This is a genomic window from Rhizobium giardinii bv. giardinii H152 (assembly GCF_000379605.1).
Classification (GTDB): domain Bacteria; phylum Pseudomonadota; class Alphaproteobacteria; order Rhizobiales; family Rhizobiaceae; genus Pararhizobium; species Pararhizobium giardinii.
This window is the reverse complement of the sequence record NZ_KB902591.1, coordinates 175671-191842: the sequence shown is the minus strand read 5'-3', so window position 1 is coordinate 191842 and position 16172 is coordinate 175671. Positions and strand designations below refer to the sequence as shown.

Annotated in this window: 15 protein-coding genes and 1 tRNA gene; 8 read left to right on the top strand and 8 right to left on the bottom strand. The window is 59.7% G+C overall.

The genetic code is table 11. The features are described from left to right. Window positions 1–158: 158 nt before the first annotated feature. Genes phaC through radC form a run of 4 tightly spaced genes read left to right on the top strand, consistent with a single transcriptional unit; the run spans window position 159 to window position 4410 of the window. Window positions 159–2012: a poly(3-hydroxyalkanoate) polymerase subunit PhaC gene (phaC, locus tag A3AY_RS0108540; RefSeq protein WP_018325266.1), complete on the top strand. Its 1854-nt coding sequence runs from the start codon at window positions 159–161 to the stop codon at window positions 2010–2012. Between the two features lie 21 nt (window positions 2013–2033). After that, window positions 2034–2753, top strand: a complete 720-nt coding sequence (gene sfsA / locus A3AY_RS0108535) for a DNA/RNA nuclease SfsA (protein ID WP_018325265.1) — start codon at window positions 2034–2036, stop codon at window positions 2751–2753. A 30-nt stretch (window positions 2754–2783) separates the two neighbouring features. Continuing rightward, entirely contained in the window at window positions 2784–3611 is an 828-nt protein-coding gene (gene map, locus A3AY_RS0108530; protein WP_018325264.1) for a type I methionyl aminopeptidase, read from the top strand. 7 nt (window positions 3612–3618) lie between these two features. Then, window positions 3619–4410, top strand: a complete 792-nt coding sequence (gene radC, locus A3AY_RS0108525; RefSeq protein ID WP_018325263.1) for a RadC family protein — start codon at window positions 3619–3621, stop codon at window positions 4408–4410. An 8-nt stretch (window positions 4411–4418) separates the two neighbouring features. On the opposite strand, the gene A3AY_RS0108520 is transcribed toward radC, so the two are convergent. Further along, window positions 4419–5489 carry a magnesium and cobalt transport protein CorA gene (locus A3AY_RS0108520; protein ID WP_018325262.1) on the bottom strand — a complete coding sequence of 357 codons (1071 nt, stop codon included), beginning with the start codon at window positions 5487–5489 and terminating at the stop codon, window positions 4419–4421. Between the two features lie 181 nt (window positions 5490–5670). Here A3AY_RS0108520 and sthA point away from each other — a divergent pair, with 181 nt between their 5' ends. Continuing rightward, complete coding sequence (sthA, locus tag A3AY_RS0108515; protein ID WP_026203241.1) at window positions 5671–7077, top strand: Si-specific NAD(P)(+) transhydrogenase; 1407 nt, start codon at window positions 5671–5673, stop codon at window positions 7075–7077. A gap of 302 nt (window positions 7078–7379) precedes the next feature. On the opposite strand, the gene tig is transcribed toward sthA, so the two are convergent. The 4 genes from tig to A3AY_RS0108495 form a co-directional block, all read right to left on the bottom strand. Beyond that, entirely contained in the window at window positions 7380–8855 is a 1476-nt protein-coding gene (gene tig, locus A3AY_RS0108510; protein WP_026203240.1) for a trigger factor, read from the bottom strand. 171 nt (window positions 8856–9026) lie between these two features. Then, a tRNA-Leu gene (locus tag A3AY_RS0108505) sits at window positions 9027–9111 on the bottom strand. Between the two features lie 190 nt (window positions 9112–9301). Beyond that, window positions 9302–9883, bottom strand: coding sequence for a GDYXXLXY domain-containing protein (locus tag A3AY_RS0108500; protein ID WP_018325259.1), 582 nt, complete (start codon window positions 9881–9883; stop codon window positions 9302–9304). Between the two features lies 1 nt (window position 9884). Next, complete coding sequence (locus tag A3AY_RS0108495; RefSeq protein ID WP_018325258.1) at window positions 9885–10991, bottom strand: DUF2157 domain-containing protein; 1107 nt, start codon at window positions 10989–10991, stop codon at window positions 9885–9887. 1016 nt (window positions 10992–12007) lie between these two features. Between A3AY_RS0108495 and A3AY_RS37560 the strand changes: the two genes are divergently transcribed. From A3AY_RS37560 to trmFO, 3 genes are all read left to right on the top strand, one after another. Continuing rightward, window positions 12008–12151: a DUF1127 domain-containing protein gene (locus tag A3AY_RS37560; RefSeq protein ID WP_018325257.1), complete on the top strand. Its 144-nt coding sequence runs from the start codon at window positions 12008–12010 to the stop codon at window positions 12149–12151. A 504-nt stretch (window positions 12152–12655) separates the two neighbouring features. Further along, window positions 12656–12799: a DUF1127 domain-containing protein gene (locus A3AY_RS37555; RefSeq protein ID WP_068955543.1), complete on the top strand. Its 144-nt coding sequence runs from the start codon at window positions 12656–12658 to the stop codon at window positions 12797–12799. Between the two features lie 129 nt (window positions 12800–12928). Beyond that, the gene (gene trmFO / locus A3AY_RS0108480; protein ID WP_018325255.1) at window positions 12929–14362 is read left to right on the top strand and encodes a methylenetetrahydrofolate--tRNA-(uracil(54)-C(5))-methyltransferase (FADH(2)-oxidizing) TrmFO; all 1434 of its coding nucleotides are present in this window, start codon (window positions 12929–12931) and stop codon (window positions 14360–14362) included. Here the strand turns inward: trmFO and A3AY_RS0108475 are convergent. The 3 genes from A3AY_RS0108475 to A3AY_RS0108465 all read right to left on the bottom strand — a co-directional run bounded on the left by A3AY_RS0108475 (window position 14340) and on the right by A3AY_RS0108465 (window position 16172). Continuing rightward, window positions 14340–14780, bottom strand: a complete 441-nt coding sequence (locus A3AY_RS0108475; protein ID WP_018325254.1) for a hypothetical protein — start codon at window positions 14778–14780, stop codon at window positions 14340–14342. The two genes, trmFO and A3AY_RS0108475, sit on opposite strands and share 23 nt — an antisense overlap. A 126-nt stretch (window positions 14781–14906) precedes the next feature. Then, the gene (locus A3AY_RS0108470) at window positions 14907–15782 is read right to left on the bottom strand and encodes a phytoene/squalene synthase family protein (protein WP_083925920.1); all 876 of its coding nucleotides are present in this window, start codon (window positions 15780–15782) and stop codon (window positions 14907–14909) included. A gap of 3 nt (window positions 15783–15785) precedes the next feature. Next, the gene (locus A3AY_RS0108465; RefSeq protein ID WP_018325252.1) at window positions 15786–16172 is read right to left on the bottom strand and encodes an Mth938-like domain-containing protein; all 387 of its coding nucleotides are present in this window, start codon (window positions 16170–16172) and stop codon (window positions 15786–15788) included.

Below are 16172 nucleotides of genomic sequence, written 5' to 3'. Positions count from 1 at the left end.
GACTTCTTCATCATGCCCCTGCTCGGCCCGTGCCGCTCGATCTTCGCCTGAGGTTTGCCGACTGCCAAAAGGCATGTCCAACATGCGCTGGCACTTGTAATCATTTTAAGGCAGAATGTAAAAAGACAAAACAAACAAACATCTGTGGAGGAAACGGGGTGGCAGAACACAGGAAGACCGAGAACCCCTCCGGCCCCAATACGGATGGTTTCCCCGGCTTCGACCCGAAATCAGTCGATCCCTATATCGTCAAGGATCCCGAAGCCTTAGCGGTAAACCTCGCGCGCACGGTGGAGCAACTCGGCAAGGCGGCATCCGCTTGGCTTGCGCCGCGCGAAAGCGGTCGCAAGACCGACATGATGGCCGATCCGGTCGTCGATATGGTCAAGACGTTGTCGAAAGTCTCCGAATACTGGCTGTCCGATCCCAGACGGACGCTGGAGGCTCAAACCTCCCTGATGGGCAGCTTCTTTTCGATGTGGACACGCACGCTGCAGAAAATGAGCGGCGAAGCCGTCGCTGACCCGGAAGAGGTGCCACAGGACGACAAGCGTTTCGCCGACGCCGATTGGGTCGCCAATCCGTTCTTCGATTTCCTGCGGCAAAGCTATTTCATTACCTCCAACTGGGCGGACCGGATGGTGCGCGATGCCGACGGCCTCGATGATCACACGAGGCACAAGGCCGCCTTCTACGTGCGGCAGATTTCGAGCGCCCTTTCACCGGCAAATTTCGTGACGACGAACCCGCAACTCTATCGCGAAACGGTGGCATCGAGCGGCGCAAACCTCGTCAAGGGGATGCAGATGCTCGCCGAGGACATCGCGGCAGGCAAAGGCGATCTCAAACTGCGGCAGACGGATACGAGCAAGTTCGCAGTCGGCGAGAACATCGCCATTACGCCGGGCAAGGTGATCGCCCAGAGCGATGTCTGCCAGGTCTTGCAGTATGACGCCTCCACCGAGACCGTCCTGAAGCGACCGCTGCTGATCTGCCCGCCGTGGATCAACAAATTCTACGTGCTGGACCTCAATCCGCAAAAATCCTTCATCAAATGGGCGGTGGACCAGGGACATACCGTCTTCGTGATCTCCTGGGTCAACCCTGATGAGCGCCATGCCAACAAGGACTGGGAATCCTATGCCCGCGAAGGCATCGGCTTCGCACTTGACACGATCCAACTGGCAACCGGCGAAGAGGATGTCAACGCGATCGGTTATTGTGTCGGCGGGACCCTGCTTGCGGCAACGCTCGCCTTGCAGGCGAAGGAGGGCGACAAGCGCATCCGGTCGGCGACGCTGTTCACGACGCAGGTCGATTTCACCTATGCCGGTGATCTCAAGGTTTTTGCCGATGAGGAGCAGATCACCCAGATCGAGCAGCGGATGAAGGAGAACGGCTATCTCGACGGCTCGAAAATGGCCATGGCTTTCAACATGTTGCGCGCATCGGACTTGATCTGGCCGTATTTCGTCAACAACTACCTGAAAGGCCAGGAACCTTCGGCCTTCGACCTGCTCTACTGGAACTCCGATTCGACGCGCATGCCGGCGGCGAACCATTCCTTCTATCTGCGCAACTGCTATCTCGAGAACAATCTGACCAAGGGCAAGATGGTGCTGGCGGGGAAGAAGATTTCGCTCGGCGACGTGAAGATCCCAATCTACAATCTCGCTACCAAGGAAGATCACATCGCGCCGGCAAAATCGGTGTTCGTCGGCAGCCAGTTTTTCGGCGGCGATGTCACCTATGTCATGGCCGGATCAGGGCATATTGCAGGCGTTGTCAACCCTCCGGACAAGCACAAATACCAATTCTGGACGGGTGGTCCCGCCAAGGGCGATTTCGAGGATTGGGTGGAGACAGCCACCGAGACTCCGGGCTCCTGGTGGCCGCATTGGCATGCCTGGATTGAAGCTCTCGACAGCGAGCGCGTTCCCGCCCGCAAGACCGGCGGAACACTCAATACCCTGGAGGAAGCCCCCGGCTCCTACGTTCGCGCCCGCGCCTGAAGCAGAACGGAATTCGGCTTCATGATCTTCGACCGGCCGCTCGTGCCTGCTGTCCTCGTCCAACGCTACAAGCGCTTTCTCTTCGACGCAGTTCTGGAGGATGGCCGTGCGATCACGGGCTCCTGCCCCAATACCGGATCGATGCGCGGCCTGACCTCGCCCGGATCGCCCATCTGGCTCTCCGAGCATGACAGCCCGACGCGAAAACATCGTTACATGCTCGAGATGGTGGACGTGGGCGGCACTGTCGTCGGCATCAATACCGGCCTGCCGAACCGGCTGGCAGAGGAAGCGATCACGGGAGGCCAGATTGGCGATCTGCATCTCTATTCGACCCTGCAGCGGGAGCAAAAATACGGTCGCAACTCCCGCATCGACATGCTTCTGACCGACCCTCAGCGCGGCCGCGCCTATGTCGAGGTCAAGAACGTGCATTTCAGCCGCGCATCAGGACTTGCCGAATTTCCGGATAGCCCGACAGCACGCGGGGCCAAGCACCTCGAGGAACTTGGCGACATGGTCGAGGCCGGTCATCGCGGCATCATGATCTATCTGATCCAACGGGATGACTGCGCGACCTTCAGGGTCTGCGACGACCTTGACCCTCTCTATGCCCAGGCCTTCCAGCGGGCCCGACAGCGCGGCGTCGAGGCCTTCGTCGTCAAATGCCGCGTTTCCCCGCAGCAAATTACGCCGGACGGCCTGATCATGATGGACGAACCCGCCTTTGCTGATCTATGACAGCAGGGAAAGGCAACTGAAAGTATTGTAATGGTCACCTATATCGAGGCAGCGTCTGCGCCCTACAAGAATACCGGCGTCATCCGCCTCTACACGCCCGAGGATTTCGCCGCCATCAAGCGTGCCTGCCAGGTCACTGCCAGATGCCTCGACGAACTGGCAAACCGCGTCAAGCCGGGTGTGACGACCGACGAGATCGATCGCTTTGTGTTCGAATTCGGCATGGACAACAACGCCCTGCCCGCCACGCTCAATTATCGCGGCTACACGAAGTCCTCCTGCACCTCGATCAATCATGTCGTCTGTCATGGCATTCCCAATGAAAAGCCGCTGCGCGAGGGCGATGTCGTCAATATCGACGTCACCTACATCGTCGATGGCTGGCATGGCGATTCCAGCCGCATGTATCCGGTCGGCGAGATCAAGCGCGCCGCCGAGCGGCTGCTTGAAGTCACCTACGAATGCCTGATGCGCGGCATTGCCGCGGTGAAGCCGGGCGCACGCACCGGTGCCATCGGCGAGGCCATCCAGACCTTTGCCGAGGCGGAGCGTTGCTCGGTTGTGCGCGACTTCTGCGGCCACGGTGTCGGCCGGCTGTTTCATGACGCCCCGAACATTCTGCATTACGGCCGGGCGAATGAAGGTCCGGAATTGCGCGAGGGCATGATCTTCACCATCGAGCCGATGATCAATCTCGGCCGCCCGCATGTGAAGGTCCTGGCCGATGGCTGGACCGCCGTCACCCGCGACCGGTCCCTCTCCGCCCAATATGAGCATACGGTCGGCGTGACGGCCGACGGCTGCGAGATTTTCACTCTGTCGCCGGCCGGTCTCGACCGTCCGGGACTGCCAACATAGGTTCGCGATGACCAAGCCCCCTTTCTCTCCCGACGGCGATGATTCGCAACCGGCTGACGAAAGGGGCTTTTTCGCGGAACAGCCGGCAAAACGCTCCGGCCTCGGCATCCAGGCCGCACAGCAGGAAGAGGCGCACTATCATGGCCACCGCGACCGCCTGCGAACACGCTACAGAGACCATGGTGACACAGCGCTCGCAGACTACGAAATCCTGGAATTGCTGCTTTTTCGGCTGATTCCGCGCCGCGACACCAAGCCCATCGCCAAAGCCTTGCTCGAGCGCTTCGGGACACTGGCCGGCGTCTTCGGCGCTTCCCCCACCCTGCTGCAGGAAGTGAAGGGCATCGGCGAGTCCGTGGCTTTCGATCTGAAGCTCATTTCGACCGTCGCTCACAGGACTCTGAAGAGCGAACTCAAGGGCAAGCAGGTTCTCTCCTCCTGGTCATCGGTGATCGATTATTGCCATGCAGCCATGGCGCACGAGACCCGTGAACAATTCCGGATTCTCTTCCTCGACAAGCGCAATGCATTAATCGCTGACGAAGTGCAGCAGACGGGAACGGTCGACCATACGCCTGTCTATCCGCGCGAAGTCGTTAAGCGCGCTCTGGAACTCTCGGCCACTGCTTTGATTCTCGTCCACAACCATCCCTCCGGCGACCCGACCCCCTCGCGTGCCGATATCGACATGACCAAAATGATCATCGAAACGGCAAAGCCGCTCGGCATCACCGTTCATGACCACATCATCATTGGCAAGGACGGCCATGCCAGCCTGAAGGGGCTACGACTGATCTGAGGCGGGCGCTATAGCCACCTCGCTCGCCGGAACATTCGGTAGAGCAGGCTGCAGGTGACGACGATGACCGCCAGGATCAGAAAATAACCGTAGCGAAATTTCAACTCGGGCATTTCGTCGAAGTTCATGCCGTAGATGCCCGCTATTGCCGTTGGCACCGCCAGGATGGCCGCCCAGGACGCCAGCTTGCGCGAAATCTCCGTCTGCTCGGACTGGCCGATCATCAGGCTGGCTTCGAAGGTGAAGGCAAGCACTTCGCGCAGGGTGTCGATATCTTCCTGAACCCGGCGAACATGATCGGTGACATCGCGAAACAGCGCGTGCAATGTTGCATCCATGCCAGGAAGATCGAGATGTTCATGACGCCGGCAGACATCGACCAGCGGCACGACCGCATTGCGTAACCGAAGCAGGCTGCGCCGCAGGAAATAGAGCCTCTCGATATCCTTTTTGTCCAGCCGATCACGCAGCACGCGTTCTTCCAGTTCCTCGACCTCGGCGTGAATCCCTTCGACGACGGGCATGTAGTTGTCGACGATAAAATCGAGGATGGAATAGAGGATGTAGTTCTCGCCATGCGCCAGCGCCGCCGGCGAAGCCTCGCACCGCTGTCTGACCTGATTGTAGGAGGTGGATGGTCCGTGGCGCACGGACACGACATAGCCGCGGCCGACAAACAGATGGGTCTCGCCGAAGACGATTTCGTCTCCGCCCATATGGGCCGTCCGCGCGACAACGAAAATCGCCTCGCCGTAGATCTCCAGCTTGGGGCGCTGATGGGCATGGCCTGCGTCTTCGATGGCAAGCTCGTGCAGACCGAATTCGGCTTGCACCTCCCGCAGCAACGCTTCGTCCGGCTCATGCAGGCCGATCCAGACGACTGCCTTGTCGCGGCCCCTCCAGTTGTGGGCTTCCTGGATTTCGATGTCACGAATGCGCTGACCATCTTCGTAAACCGCCGCGGCGACAACACCAGGGCGGCTGCGGGGCTTTCCGGGCGCGTCGGTTGGTTCTGTCTGCGAAAGCAGGTCCTGGTTGAGATCATGGACGCGCGTGACGTCGGTCTCGTGTACGGCCATGGCACCATCTCCCATTGTAAATCCGTCGGCAATATATAAGCGCATTTCGTAAAACAGGCACCTGCGAGACCGAGCGTAATTTATAAGGCTTTATTAGACTGCAAGATTGACGTTATAGACGCTTGGGAGTGAACATTGCCGCAACGCACAATGATTCTCCAGCCATCACCGGAAACTCGTCATGAACCAGTATGATCTCGTGGTTGTCGGCAGTGGTCCCGCAGGACGCAGGGCCACAATTCAAGCAGCCAAACTGGGCAAGAGAGTTCTTGTCGTCGAGCAGGGAAAACGAGTGGGGGGCGTCTCGGTCCATACCGGCACCATTCCCTCCAAGACACTCCGTGAAACCGCGCTGAACCTCACCGGTTGGCGCGAGCGCGGCTTTTACGGGCGTGCCTATCGCGTCAAGCAGGAAATCAGCGCCGACGATCTGCGCCGCCGGCTTTTGATCACGCTCGATCACGAGGTCGAGGTGCTCGAACACCAGTTTGCCCGCAACCGCGTCCAGCACTTGCGCGGCAAGGCGAGCTTCGTCGACCCGCAGACGCTGCAGATCGTCAAGGACGATGGAGAAACCATTCGGGTTTCCGGTACGAGCATTCTTCTCGCCGTCGGCACAAAACCGTTCCGCCCGGACTACATACCTTTCGACGGAAAGACGGTGCTCGATAGCGACGAGTTGCTGGAAATCGAAGATCTGCCGCGTTCCCTGGCCGTGATCGGCGCCGGGGTCATCGGCATCGAATATGCGACGATCTTCAGCGCGCTGGACACACACGTCACGGTGATCGATCCGAAGGCGACGATGCTCGACTTCATCGACAAGGAAATCGTCGAGGATTTCACCTACCAGTTGCGCGACCGCAACATGAAGCTGCATCTGGGCCAGAAGGCGGAAAAGGTCGAGCGGACGCCGGACGGCAAATGTTCGATCACGCTCGACAGCGGCCGTGTGATCATCTGCGAGATGGTGCTGTTTGCCGCCGGCCGCATGGGCGCCACCGACACGCTGAACTTGTCCGCAGCCGGGCTGGAAGCCGATAGCCGCGGCCGGTTGAGCGTCAACCCCGAGACGTTCCAGACATCGGTTCCTAATATCTATGCCGCCGGCGACGTCGTCGGCTTTCCGAGCCTTGCCTCGACGTCGATGGAACAGGGGCGCATCGCTGCACGCGTCGCCGTTGGCGCAATCGCCAAGGAGCCGCCGAAGTTCTTCCCCTACGGCATTTATGCCGTACCGGAAATTTCCACCTGCGGCCTAACCGAGGAAGAGGTCAAGGAACGTGGCATTCCTTACGAATGCGGCATCGCGCGTTTCCGGGAAACGTCGCGCGGGCACATCATGGGCCTCGACGCCGGCTTGCTGAAGTTGATCTTCTCGCTAAAAACCCGCCGCCTGCTCGGTGTCCACATTGTCGGCGAAGGTGCGACCGAGCTCGTCCATATCGGCCAAGCCGTGCTCAATCTGAAGGGCACCGTCGAGTATTTCGTCGAAAACACCTTCAACTATCCGACGTTGGCCGAAGCATACAAGATCGCTGGCCTCGATGCCGGCAACCGAATGGGCGAACTCGTCGCAAAGGGATAGGCGACCCACTGCATAATTCCTAAAATTTGTGCAGCACGTTCTACGTGCTACAGCGTCCTTTGCGCGTCATGTCTGACGCGCAACGCTGCAGGTGATCGTCATCTCGGGCCGTCCGCGGCGCAATTTGCCAACGTGGTGTTGAAACCGCTACGCCTTGCCCTGATCGCTTGAATTTGCGGAGCTCAGGCGCGCTGTCCGATAGATCGCGACAGCGGGTCTCTTCGTTTCCGCACAAATCTTACGTATAGCAAAAAGGCCGCCCCTCACGGGACGGCCTCTTCAAATTTTCGGCAGCGCTAAACTTATTCGGCGCTATCGTCAGCGGACTTCTTCTTGGCCGGGGCCTTCTTCTTAGGCGCAGCGGCTTCTTCGCCTTCGGCAACTTCAGCCTTGGCAGCGGCCTTCTTCTTCGGCGCGGCCTTCTTCGTTTCCGAAGCGTCCTCTTCGTCATCGGCCATCAGCTCTTCCTTGCTGACGGTCTTGTCGGTGACCTTCACTTCGGAGAGCAGGTGATCGACAACCTTTTCTTCGAAGATCGGCGCACGCAGCGAAGCGGCGGCACCCGGGGTCTTCTGGAAGTAGTCGATGATCTGCTTTTCCTGGCCCGGGAACTGGCGCAGCTGTTCGAACAGCGAGCGCTGCATTTCCTCGTCGCTCACCTGAACGCCGGCCTTTTCGCCGATTTCAGAGAGAACGAGGCCGAGGCGCACGCGGCGTTCCGCCAGCTTGCGGTATTCGGCGCGGGCGTCTTCTTCCGTCGTGTCTTCATCGGCGAAGGTCTTGCCGGCCTGCTGCAGGTCGGTGTTGATCTGGCGCCAGATGTTGTCGAACTCGGCGTCGACGAGGCGCTGCGGCGTGTCGAACTGATAGAGTTCGTCCAGCTGATCGAGGATCTGACGCTTGACCTTTTGACGGGTCATCGAGCCGTACTGGCTTTCGATCTGGCCGCGGACGACTTCCTTGAGCTTGTCAGCCGATTCGAGGCCAAGCTTGGTGGCGAGGTCGTCGTTGATTTCGACTTCGGCAGCAGCGGCAACGTCCTTGACGGTGATGTCGAAGGTGGCTTCCTTGCCCGCGAGGTTCGCAGCCGGATATTCGGCCGGGAAGGTTACGGTGATGACCTTTTCGTCACCTGCCTTGACGCCGACGAGCTGCTCTTCGAATCCCGGGATGAAGCGGTTGGAGCCGAGAACCAGTTCAGCGTCCTCGTCCTTGCCACCGTCGAAGGCGACGCCGTCGACCTTGCCGAGGTAATCGATCGTGACACGGTCGCCGTTTGCGGCCTTGCCCTTCTTGGTTTCGTAGGTGCGGGCGTTTTCAGCGATCTTGAGGATCTGCTCGGTGACTTCGGCCTCGTCGATATCGACGACTTCGCGCGTCACCTTGATGCCGCTCACATCCTTCAGCTCGATCGCCGGAAGGACTTCGTAAGCCAGCGTGAATTCGAAATCGACCTCGGCGTTCAGGATCTTGTCGGCTTCGGCCTCGTTCTCGGTCATCGCGATTTCCGGCTGGGTCGCCGACTTTTCGCCGCGCTCCGACAGGATCTCGGTCGGCTTTTCGCGAACGAGTTCGTTGACCAGTTCGGCCATGATCGACTTGCCGTACATCTTCTTCAGATGGGCGAACGGCACCTTGCCCGGACGGAAGCCGTTGATACGGACCTTGCCCTTGGCGTCTTCGAGGCGCTCGTTCATACGAGCTTCCATGTCCTTGGCCGGAATGACGACCTTGAGTTCGCGCTTCAGCCCTTCAGCGAGCGTTTCGATAACCTGCATGTTCAAACCTTCATTTCACGTTGACAGGGCTCTGTCGGTGTTCTGTACACGAGCACTTGAGCCGATCCATTTGCCGGGAGTGGCTTTACGCAAATCAGTCACCGTTTTGCAAGCAAAATGGCGCCGTCTTCTCGATCGACGCCAAGAACCAGCCCTGGACGTCCCTTATTCTGGTGCGGGTAGAGAGACTTGAACTCCCACGCCTTGCGGCACCAGAACCTAAATCTGGCGTGTCTACCAATTTCACCATACCCGCGTTCAGAAAACCGCAGCGCCTGCTCACATCGGCACAGAAGACATCGCTGCAAAAGCCGCAACACATTCTGCGCCGGGTTCAGGGCGTTCCCGAGCGCGGCGTCTCTATATCACCCGTTTGCAATGGATCAAAGGAAAAATACGGTTGTCGTCGTGTTCTTGTCACTTGGCGGAAAACGCAACTGTAAAGATCAGTAGAGCGGCTCTTCGTAAAGCGGTTTTCCATCGATCGAGATCACGCGGATCTGCATGCGGCCATCGTCGTCGATGCTTGCCGTCACGGCAAGGGCGCTGGCATTGCGCGCCTCCTCCAGCACCCTGCCCTCGCCTTCAGGCACATAGTACCGTTCGATGCCATATTCGACATTCAAGGAGGACGGGGGATTATCGGGCGTCGGATAGTAGTAGAAGGGCGCGCTGCGCGCGATCACGCTGCCGTCTTTCGGTGCGAGCGGACCGAAGGAGGCCTCCGCCACGCCCCAGAAACCATCCGATTGCTTCTCGAGCCGCACCGATAGCTGCGCATCCATCGCTTCCGTCGGAAAACCGCCGGTGATCTTATCGGCGGGAATGGTCGAGATGTCGTAGGCGAGAATGACATAGTCGCCGCGTAACAGATCGCGCGGGTCGACGGGAACGGTCTTCAGCACGACATCGACGCCGCTGCGCAGGATCGAGGCGCGGCTTTCGATCATGTAGCCGAGAAACGCAGTCTGCAGCAGAGCCACGACGATCGCTGCGACCAGCGGGCGAAAGATCGGATTGTCGCTCATGTCATATGCCCTCCACTGCTGACGTCGCGGCGAGCCGTTTCTCCAGGCGGATCACCAGCCAGGCGATCAGCCCGACAACGACGCCCGAAATCAGGAAGAAGCCCGATGTACCGAGAATACTGCCGAGCGTTTCGAAGGCCAGATAGAGGATTTCAACGGCGAAGACCGCATAGCCGAGAAACCGCACGGCGCCGTTCAGCCGGCCGGCGACAGCGATACCGCCCAGAGCGACGCCAAGCGTCGTTGCGCCGAGCGCGACCTCCTGGCCAACCCCGTCCATCTCCGCATGCAACACCGCGAGTCCGAGGATCGCCAGCGCAAAGCTATAGAACGCGGGTGCAGCGCCCGCCTCTTGGGCAAAGCGATAGAGCGGCGACATCGGTAAACTGACAAGCAGGAATGCCAGCAAGCCAAGACCGAACAGAGCGGCGGCAAGCCAGACTTCCGGCAGTTCGAGATAGAGCCAGCCGAGCCAGGCCAGGGCGAGCAGATAGGCGAGATGGCGGGCCGCACCGGCATTGGTATAGCGGACCAGTGCGATCACAAGGACAATCAGGCCCGGAATGAAATAGATATAGCCGTTGCCCGCAAGGCTGGCGTCATTATCCATCACCAACTGGCCAAAAACAGCCCAGGCCAGAAAGCCCGAGATCACCGAAAGAGCCGCCGAACGGAACGCAAGCGCCGCGACGCAGGCAGCCGCGAACCAGACCAGCAGCGCCTCGGCCGCATCGCCTGACAGATGATACATCTGCCCGACCAGCGCGATCGCGCCGCCGAACGTCATGGTCCCGAGGACAAGAAAGGCGGCCCCCATGCCGCGCCAACCTCGCCCCAGGCACACAGCGGCCGACAGGTAGAAGGCCCAGATCAGGGCGACGATACCGCCGACACGGACAAGACGCGGAATCGCCTCCCAATTGGCTGCAACCAGCAACAGGATGGCAGCCGACAGGAGGACCGCCGCCAACACCAGCAGCACCCTGCCTGCACTGAAAACCGTCTCCCGGGAATCATATTCGGCAAGCATTGCCTTCGCTGCATCGGCGCCAAGCATTCCCTTCGAGACCCAGATGTTGAAGTCCTTCTCGATCCGCCCCCTGTACATACCCGCCCTCCTTGCATGCGCCTCGCCCGCTACACATATCATAGGCACCGGCAAATCATAGTTGAGCCTTCTGGCGACGCGAGGCCTCGGGCAGGCGGAAACGAGCGATCGTCGCTTACGCACCGTAAAGATTTTCGTGCGAATCTGTAGTCTTCAAATGAGCAGCAGGACGATCGAACGGGCCTTGCAGAATTCGCATAGCATCCATGATGATATTGCACTGCACAAATTAGCTTTGCTGACCTATATTGAACTCAAGAAGACGGAACGAGATCAGCGAAAGCGATCAGGGCCGTCAGCGGCGAGACCAGCCGTTTCCGCTCAAGAAGCGGAGAAGGTCAGCGGGCCGAAAAGGTCCGCATCATAGAATTCGGAGTGGCGCACTCCTCCTCCCAGCGCCGCTCCGATCAGACGGGCAACACTCCTCCTCCCGGTTGCCTGTCACCGTAAATGACGCCCGCTGGACCTCCTCCCCCAGCGGGCGTTATTCATTTCGGAAAATCAAACAACTCGTTAAATTCCAGCGCCTTGAAGAATTATAGGATCGCGGATGCCGAAAAACATCCGTTATCTGCATGTTCCCAATCAACGAGCCAAGGCATGCGCGCTTGGCATAGGTGCCATTCGCCACTGGCCCTACCCAATTCCAACAGTCCGTTTATGTAAATGACAACTTCGGAGCAGCGCACTTCTCCTCCCAGCGCGCGCCGATGGGGATCGGTAACTCTCCTCCTCCCGGTTGCCGATCAGAACAAGCAGCGCCCGCCGGACCTCCTCCCCCGGCGGGCGTTGTTTTTGTCAGCTCCTCCCGAGCATCAGCACGTCCTCTTTTAGCGCTCACGCGCTCGCACAGAATTTGGTCAAACCGTGGCCAATCCCCAAAGAGGATTGCAATCGGTGCATGGGTGCGATGCAGCATTGTCTCTGTAATTTCAGGGGTTGGCGGCCTATATTCCAATCATCAGATGAAGGCCAGCAGATGGTGCTGGCAAGGAACCTTGGAAAGGACCAGCATCATGAACATTGCTCGCTCGTTCAACAATTGGCGCAAGTACCGTCAGACCTGCAACGAACTCGGCCGCATGACCGATCGCGAACTGAACGACCTCGGCATCGGCCGCGGCGACATCCAGTACGTTGCCCGCCAGGCAGTCAAGTAAGTCTCGCAACCGGCCGGCTTTTCCGGCCTGATGCGCAGCTGCCAAACGCCCTCCGGTTCGATCCGGCGGGCGTTTTTTTTCGTCTGAATTTTGCCTGGCCCATTACGGACGAAGTCGGCACCCGCAACCGCTCCGCATGCAAGGCCTCCATGCCGCCGCTGCAGCGCAGCATTTTTGCATGCCCATTTTCCTGGCATTGGATCGGATGGCGTTAACGAGGACTGGATAATTCCCGACGCGCCGAGGTTTCTCGCGCGTGATCATTTCAAAAAATTAAAAAAGACAATTAGTTACATTGATTGTCGCCGCGCTGCGGATCGCCGTTAACCTATGGCTTCTTTTTCAGCACACGCACAAAATGACTAGTGAAGCAGCAATGCAGTGCACAAATGCATAGCAGATGCATTTTCTTTGCACTCCATCTTTTTCCGCGAAAGGCGTACATAGATCCCAACGAAGCAGGCAAATCACTGCACTGCTCATTTGCTTCTCAAGGAAAAGATCATGAACCCGATTCGTATCGCAAAAAGCTGGATCAACTACCGCCGTACCGTTGCCGAACTCGGCAACCTGTCCAACCACGCCCTGTCGGACATCGGCATCACCCGCTTCGACATCCGCAACATCGCTTCGCGCTCCTTCCGTTAATCGGACAGGATATGTCGAGGGACTAAAAACGGCACCACGGGGTGCCGTTTCTGATTCCGGGATCTTGCATGGCGCCTCGGTATGCAGAACAGGTTCCCTTCGCGCCCGCCTTGCTCTAAATAACGGCGCATGACAGATACATCTTCCTATTCCCCCATTCATATCATCGGCGGCGGTCTCGCCGGATCGGAGGCCGCCTGGCAGATTGCCGAGGCCGGCATCCCTGTCCGCCTCCATGAAATGCGCGGCGTACGCGGCACGGACGCTCACAAGACCGATAACCTCGCCGAACTGGTCTGCTCCAACTCCTTCCGCTCGGACGACGCCACCAGCAATGCCGTCGGCGTGCTGCATGCGGAAATGCGCCTTGCCGGTTCGCTGATCATGTCGGCTGCCGACAGAAACCAGGTTCCGGCCGGCGGCGCCCTCGCGGTTGACCGCGACGGCTTCTCGCATGCGGTAACGCAAGCGATCGAAAATCACCCATTGATCACCGTGGTGCGCGAAGAAGTGTCCGGCCTGCCGTCCAAGGAATGGGACCTCGCAATCATCGCCACCGGCCCGCTGACGGCGCCGTCGCTCGCCAGCGCCATCCAGGCCGAAACCGGCGCCGATGCGCTCGCCTTCTTCGATGCCATCGCCCCGATCATCCACACCGACAGCATCAACATGGATGTCTGCTGGTTCCAGTCGCGCTACGACAAGGTCGGGCCCGGTGGCACGGGTAAGGACTACATCAACTGCCCGATGAACGAAGAGCAGTACAATGCCTTCGTCGACGCGCTGATCGCCGGCGACAAGACCGGCTTCAAGGAATGGGAAGGCACCCCCTATTTCGACGGCTGCCTGCCTATCGAGGTGATGGCCGAACGTGGCCGCGAGACGCTCCGGCACGGCCCGATGAAGCCGATGGGCCTCACCAACGCCCATAATCCGACCGTAAAACCCTATGCGGTGGTACAACTGCGTCAGGACAACGCACTCGGCACGCTCTACAACATGGTCGGCTTCCAGACGAAGCTGAAATACGGCGCGCAGGCCGAAGTTATCCGGATGATTCCGGGTCTCGAGAATGCCGAGTTCGCTCGCCTCGGCGGCCTGCACCGCAACACCTACATCAATTCGCCCGTGCTGCTTGATCCATCGCTGACGTTGAAGTCGCGCCCGGGACTGCGATTTGCAGGCCAGATCACCGGCTGCGAAGGCTATGTCGAAAGCGCCAGCATCGGCCTGCTTGCCGGGCGCTTCGCCGCCGCCGAACGCAAGGGCGAGCCTCTGCCCCTGCCGCCGGCAACGACGGCCTTCGGCTCGCTGCTCAATCACATCACCGGCGGTCACATCGTTTCCGATGACGAACCGGGCAAGCGCTCGTTCCAGCCGATGAACATCAATTTCGGCCTGTTTCCGCTCTTGGAACCCGGTGCCATCACCAAACCCGAAGGCGTCAAGCGCTTCCGGGGCAAGGACAAGACGGTGATGAAGAAACAGCTCGTCGCAGCCCGTGCACTCGAAGACTGCGCAGCCTGGCTTGGAACGGTCGCTAATTTGCCGACACGGCCGTGAACTCCGACTGCGGACTGAAACTGCCGAGCAGCCAGAGGGAAACCTCTGCTGCCACGGCCGGGCTGGCGAACTCGTAGGCGCCATCAAGAGAGGCGAAGTCGGCGAAATGCACCACCAGGCCACGGCCGCTTGGCGCGTTGCTGACGTTGACCTTGCCGGGTTCGATCAGATGGCAGACGAAATGGTTTCCGTGTGAGGCCATGAACCCGGCTTTGCCGTCGTGAAGACGGACGAAATAGGCCTTCTCATCTGCCGTCGCGTGAATGGCCCGGATGGCCTCGCCTGGAAATGCCCGGCCGAAATCGAGGATAGCCGATCCGGTATCCGGCTCCTGCCGGTCCTTGTCGGCGCGCTCCTTCATCCGCATGTAGAAGGTCCCTGCGAGCAGCATGCAGAGGATGACGATCGGCCAGACCATTGTGCCTGCTCCTTTTTCGTGCCGGTGGCGAAAATAACACGCCGCGAGCCTAGAGGACGAAGCTTGCGCCAATGTGCCGTCGGATTCGAAAAACAGCATTTACGAATATGAAATGCCGCCGACGGCTTACCACCGGCCGCTGCGGGCGGCTTTCCACATCCACCATTGCCGGCGCCATTGTGATGGCACAATCGACTGCTCGAACAATTTCGAACCGGCCCGCTCGGCGCGGTCAAAAACCGGTTCGGCCAGCGCCAGCGTGATGAAGGCAAAACGGTTGGCCGGGGAAATGCCTTTCGCGTCGGTCCGAACCTTGGCGAGGTGGTCACGACCGAGGCCGGACAGTGCGCGTATCGCCCGACTGACCGCGTCCTCATCCGTGCCGGCGAGGAAAGCGTCGCGATCCAGGCCCGTGGCAGCCAACAATTCCGCGGGGAAATAGACCTGCCCCCGGCGCCGGTGCAACGGCAAAAGCAGCAGCAGTCCGGCGATCGTCTGCGCGACACCCGCGTGGCCTGCCGCAGACGCCGATTGCTGGGCATGGGCGGGATCGAGAATCAGGCTCGCAAGCTGGATCAGCGCCGAGGCCGTCTCGCCCGCATATCCCTCAAGTGACGAGCGGCTTTCCATCGGATCGTCGTAGAGATCGAAGATGCGGGCATCGATCATGTTCTGCAGCACGGATACCGGCAGATTGTAGGCCCGGACGCAGGCGAGCAGCGCTTCCGCCAATGGGTTCCCATCGCCGCTCGTGCCGCCCGGATCGCTGAGCACGTCACGCCACCACTGCAAGCGGATTTCTCCCGGCAACGGCTCGCGCGCGACGTCGCGAACGCGGGCAATCTCCGCGTGGAAGGCATAGAGAGCCGACAGCGGGCCGCGCTTGTCCTGCGGCGACAGCAGGCAGGCAAGGTACCGGTCACGGTCGCTCTCGCGCAACGCCGTGAGACTGAAATCGTAGACTGCCACGGCGGCCGACCTCGAATTTTCGGGAGATATCATCGGTCAGACGGCAATGAAGGCGGCAGCGACGGCGCGCGATTCCGCAAGCATGATGTTGTAGGTGCGCACCGCAGCACCCGTGCTCATCGGGTCGGAAGAGATTGAAAGCTCCTTGAATCGCGCCTTCAACTCTTTTGGCAGCGGCCGGATGTCCTTGCCCGTTCCGACGAGCAGCACCTCGATATCGGCGGCTTCATCGAAAACGCGGTGGAAATTTTCCACCGTCAGCGGATCGCCTTCGACCATGTCCCAGCCATAGATGCCGGAGGGCAGCATCAGCAGCGATCCGCGATGCGACATGTCGGCGAAACGGAAGCCGCCATTGCCGTAGCTCTCTATCGGCGCCCGACCGGGGAAATGTGCATTGCGGATTTCTACAGGTCTGCGCAT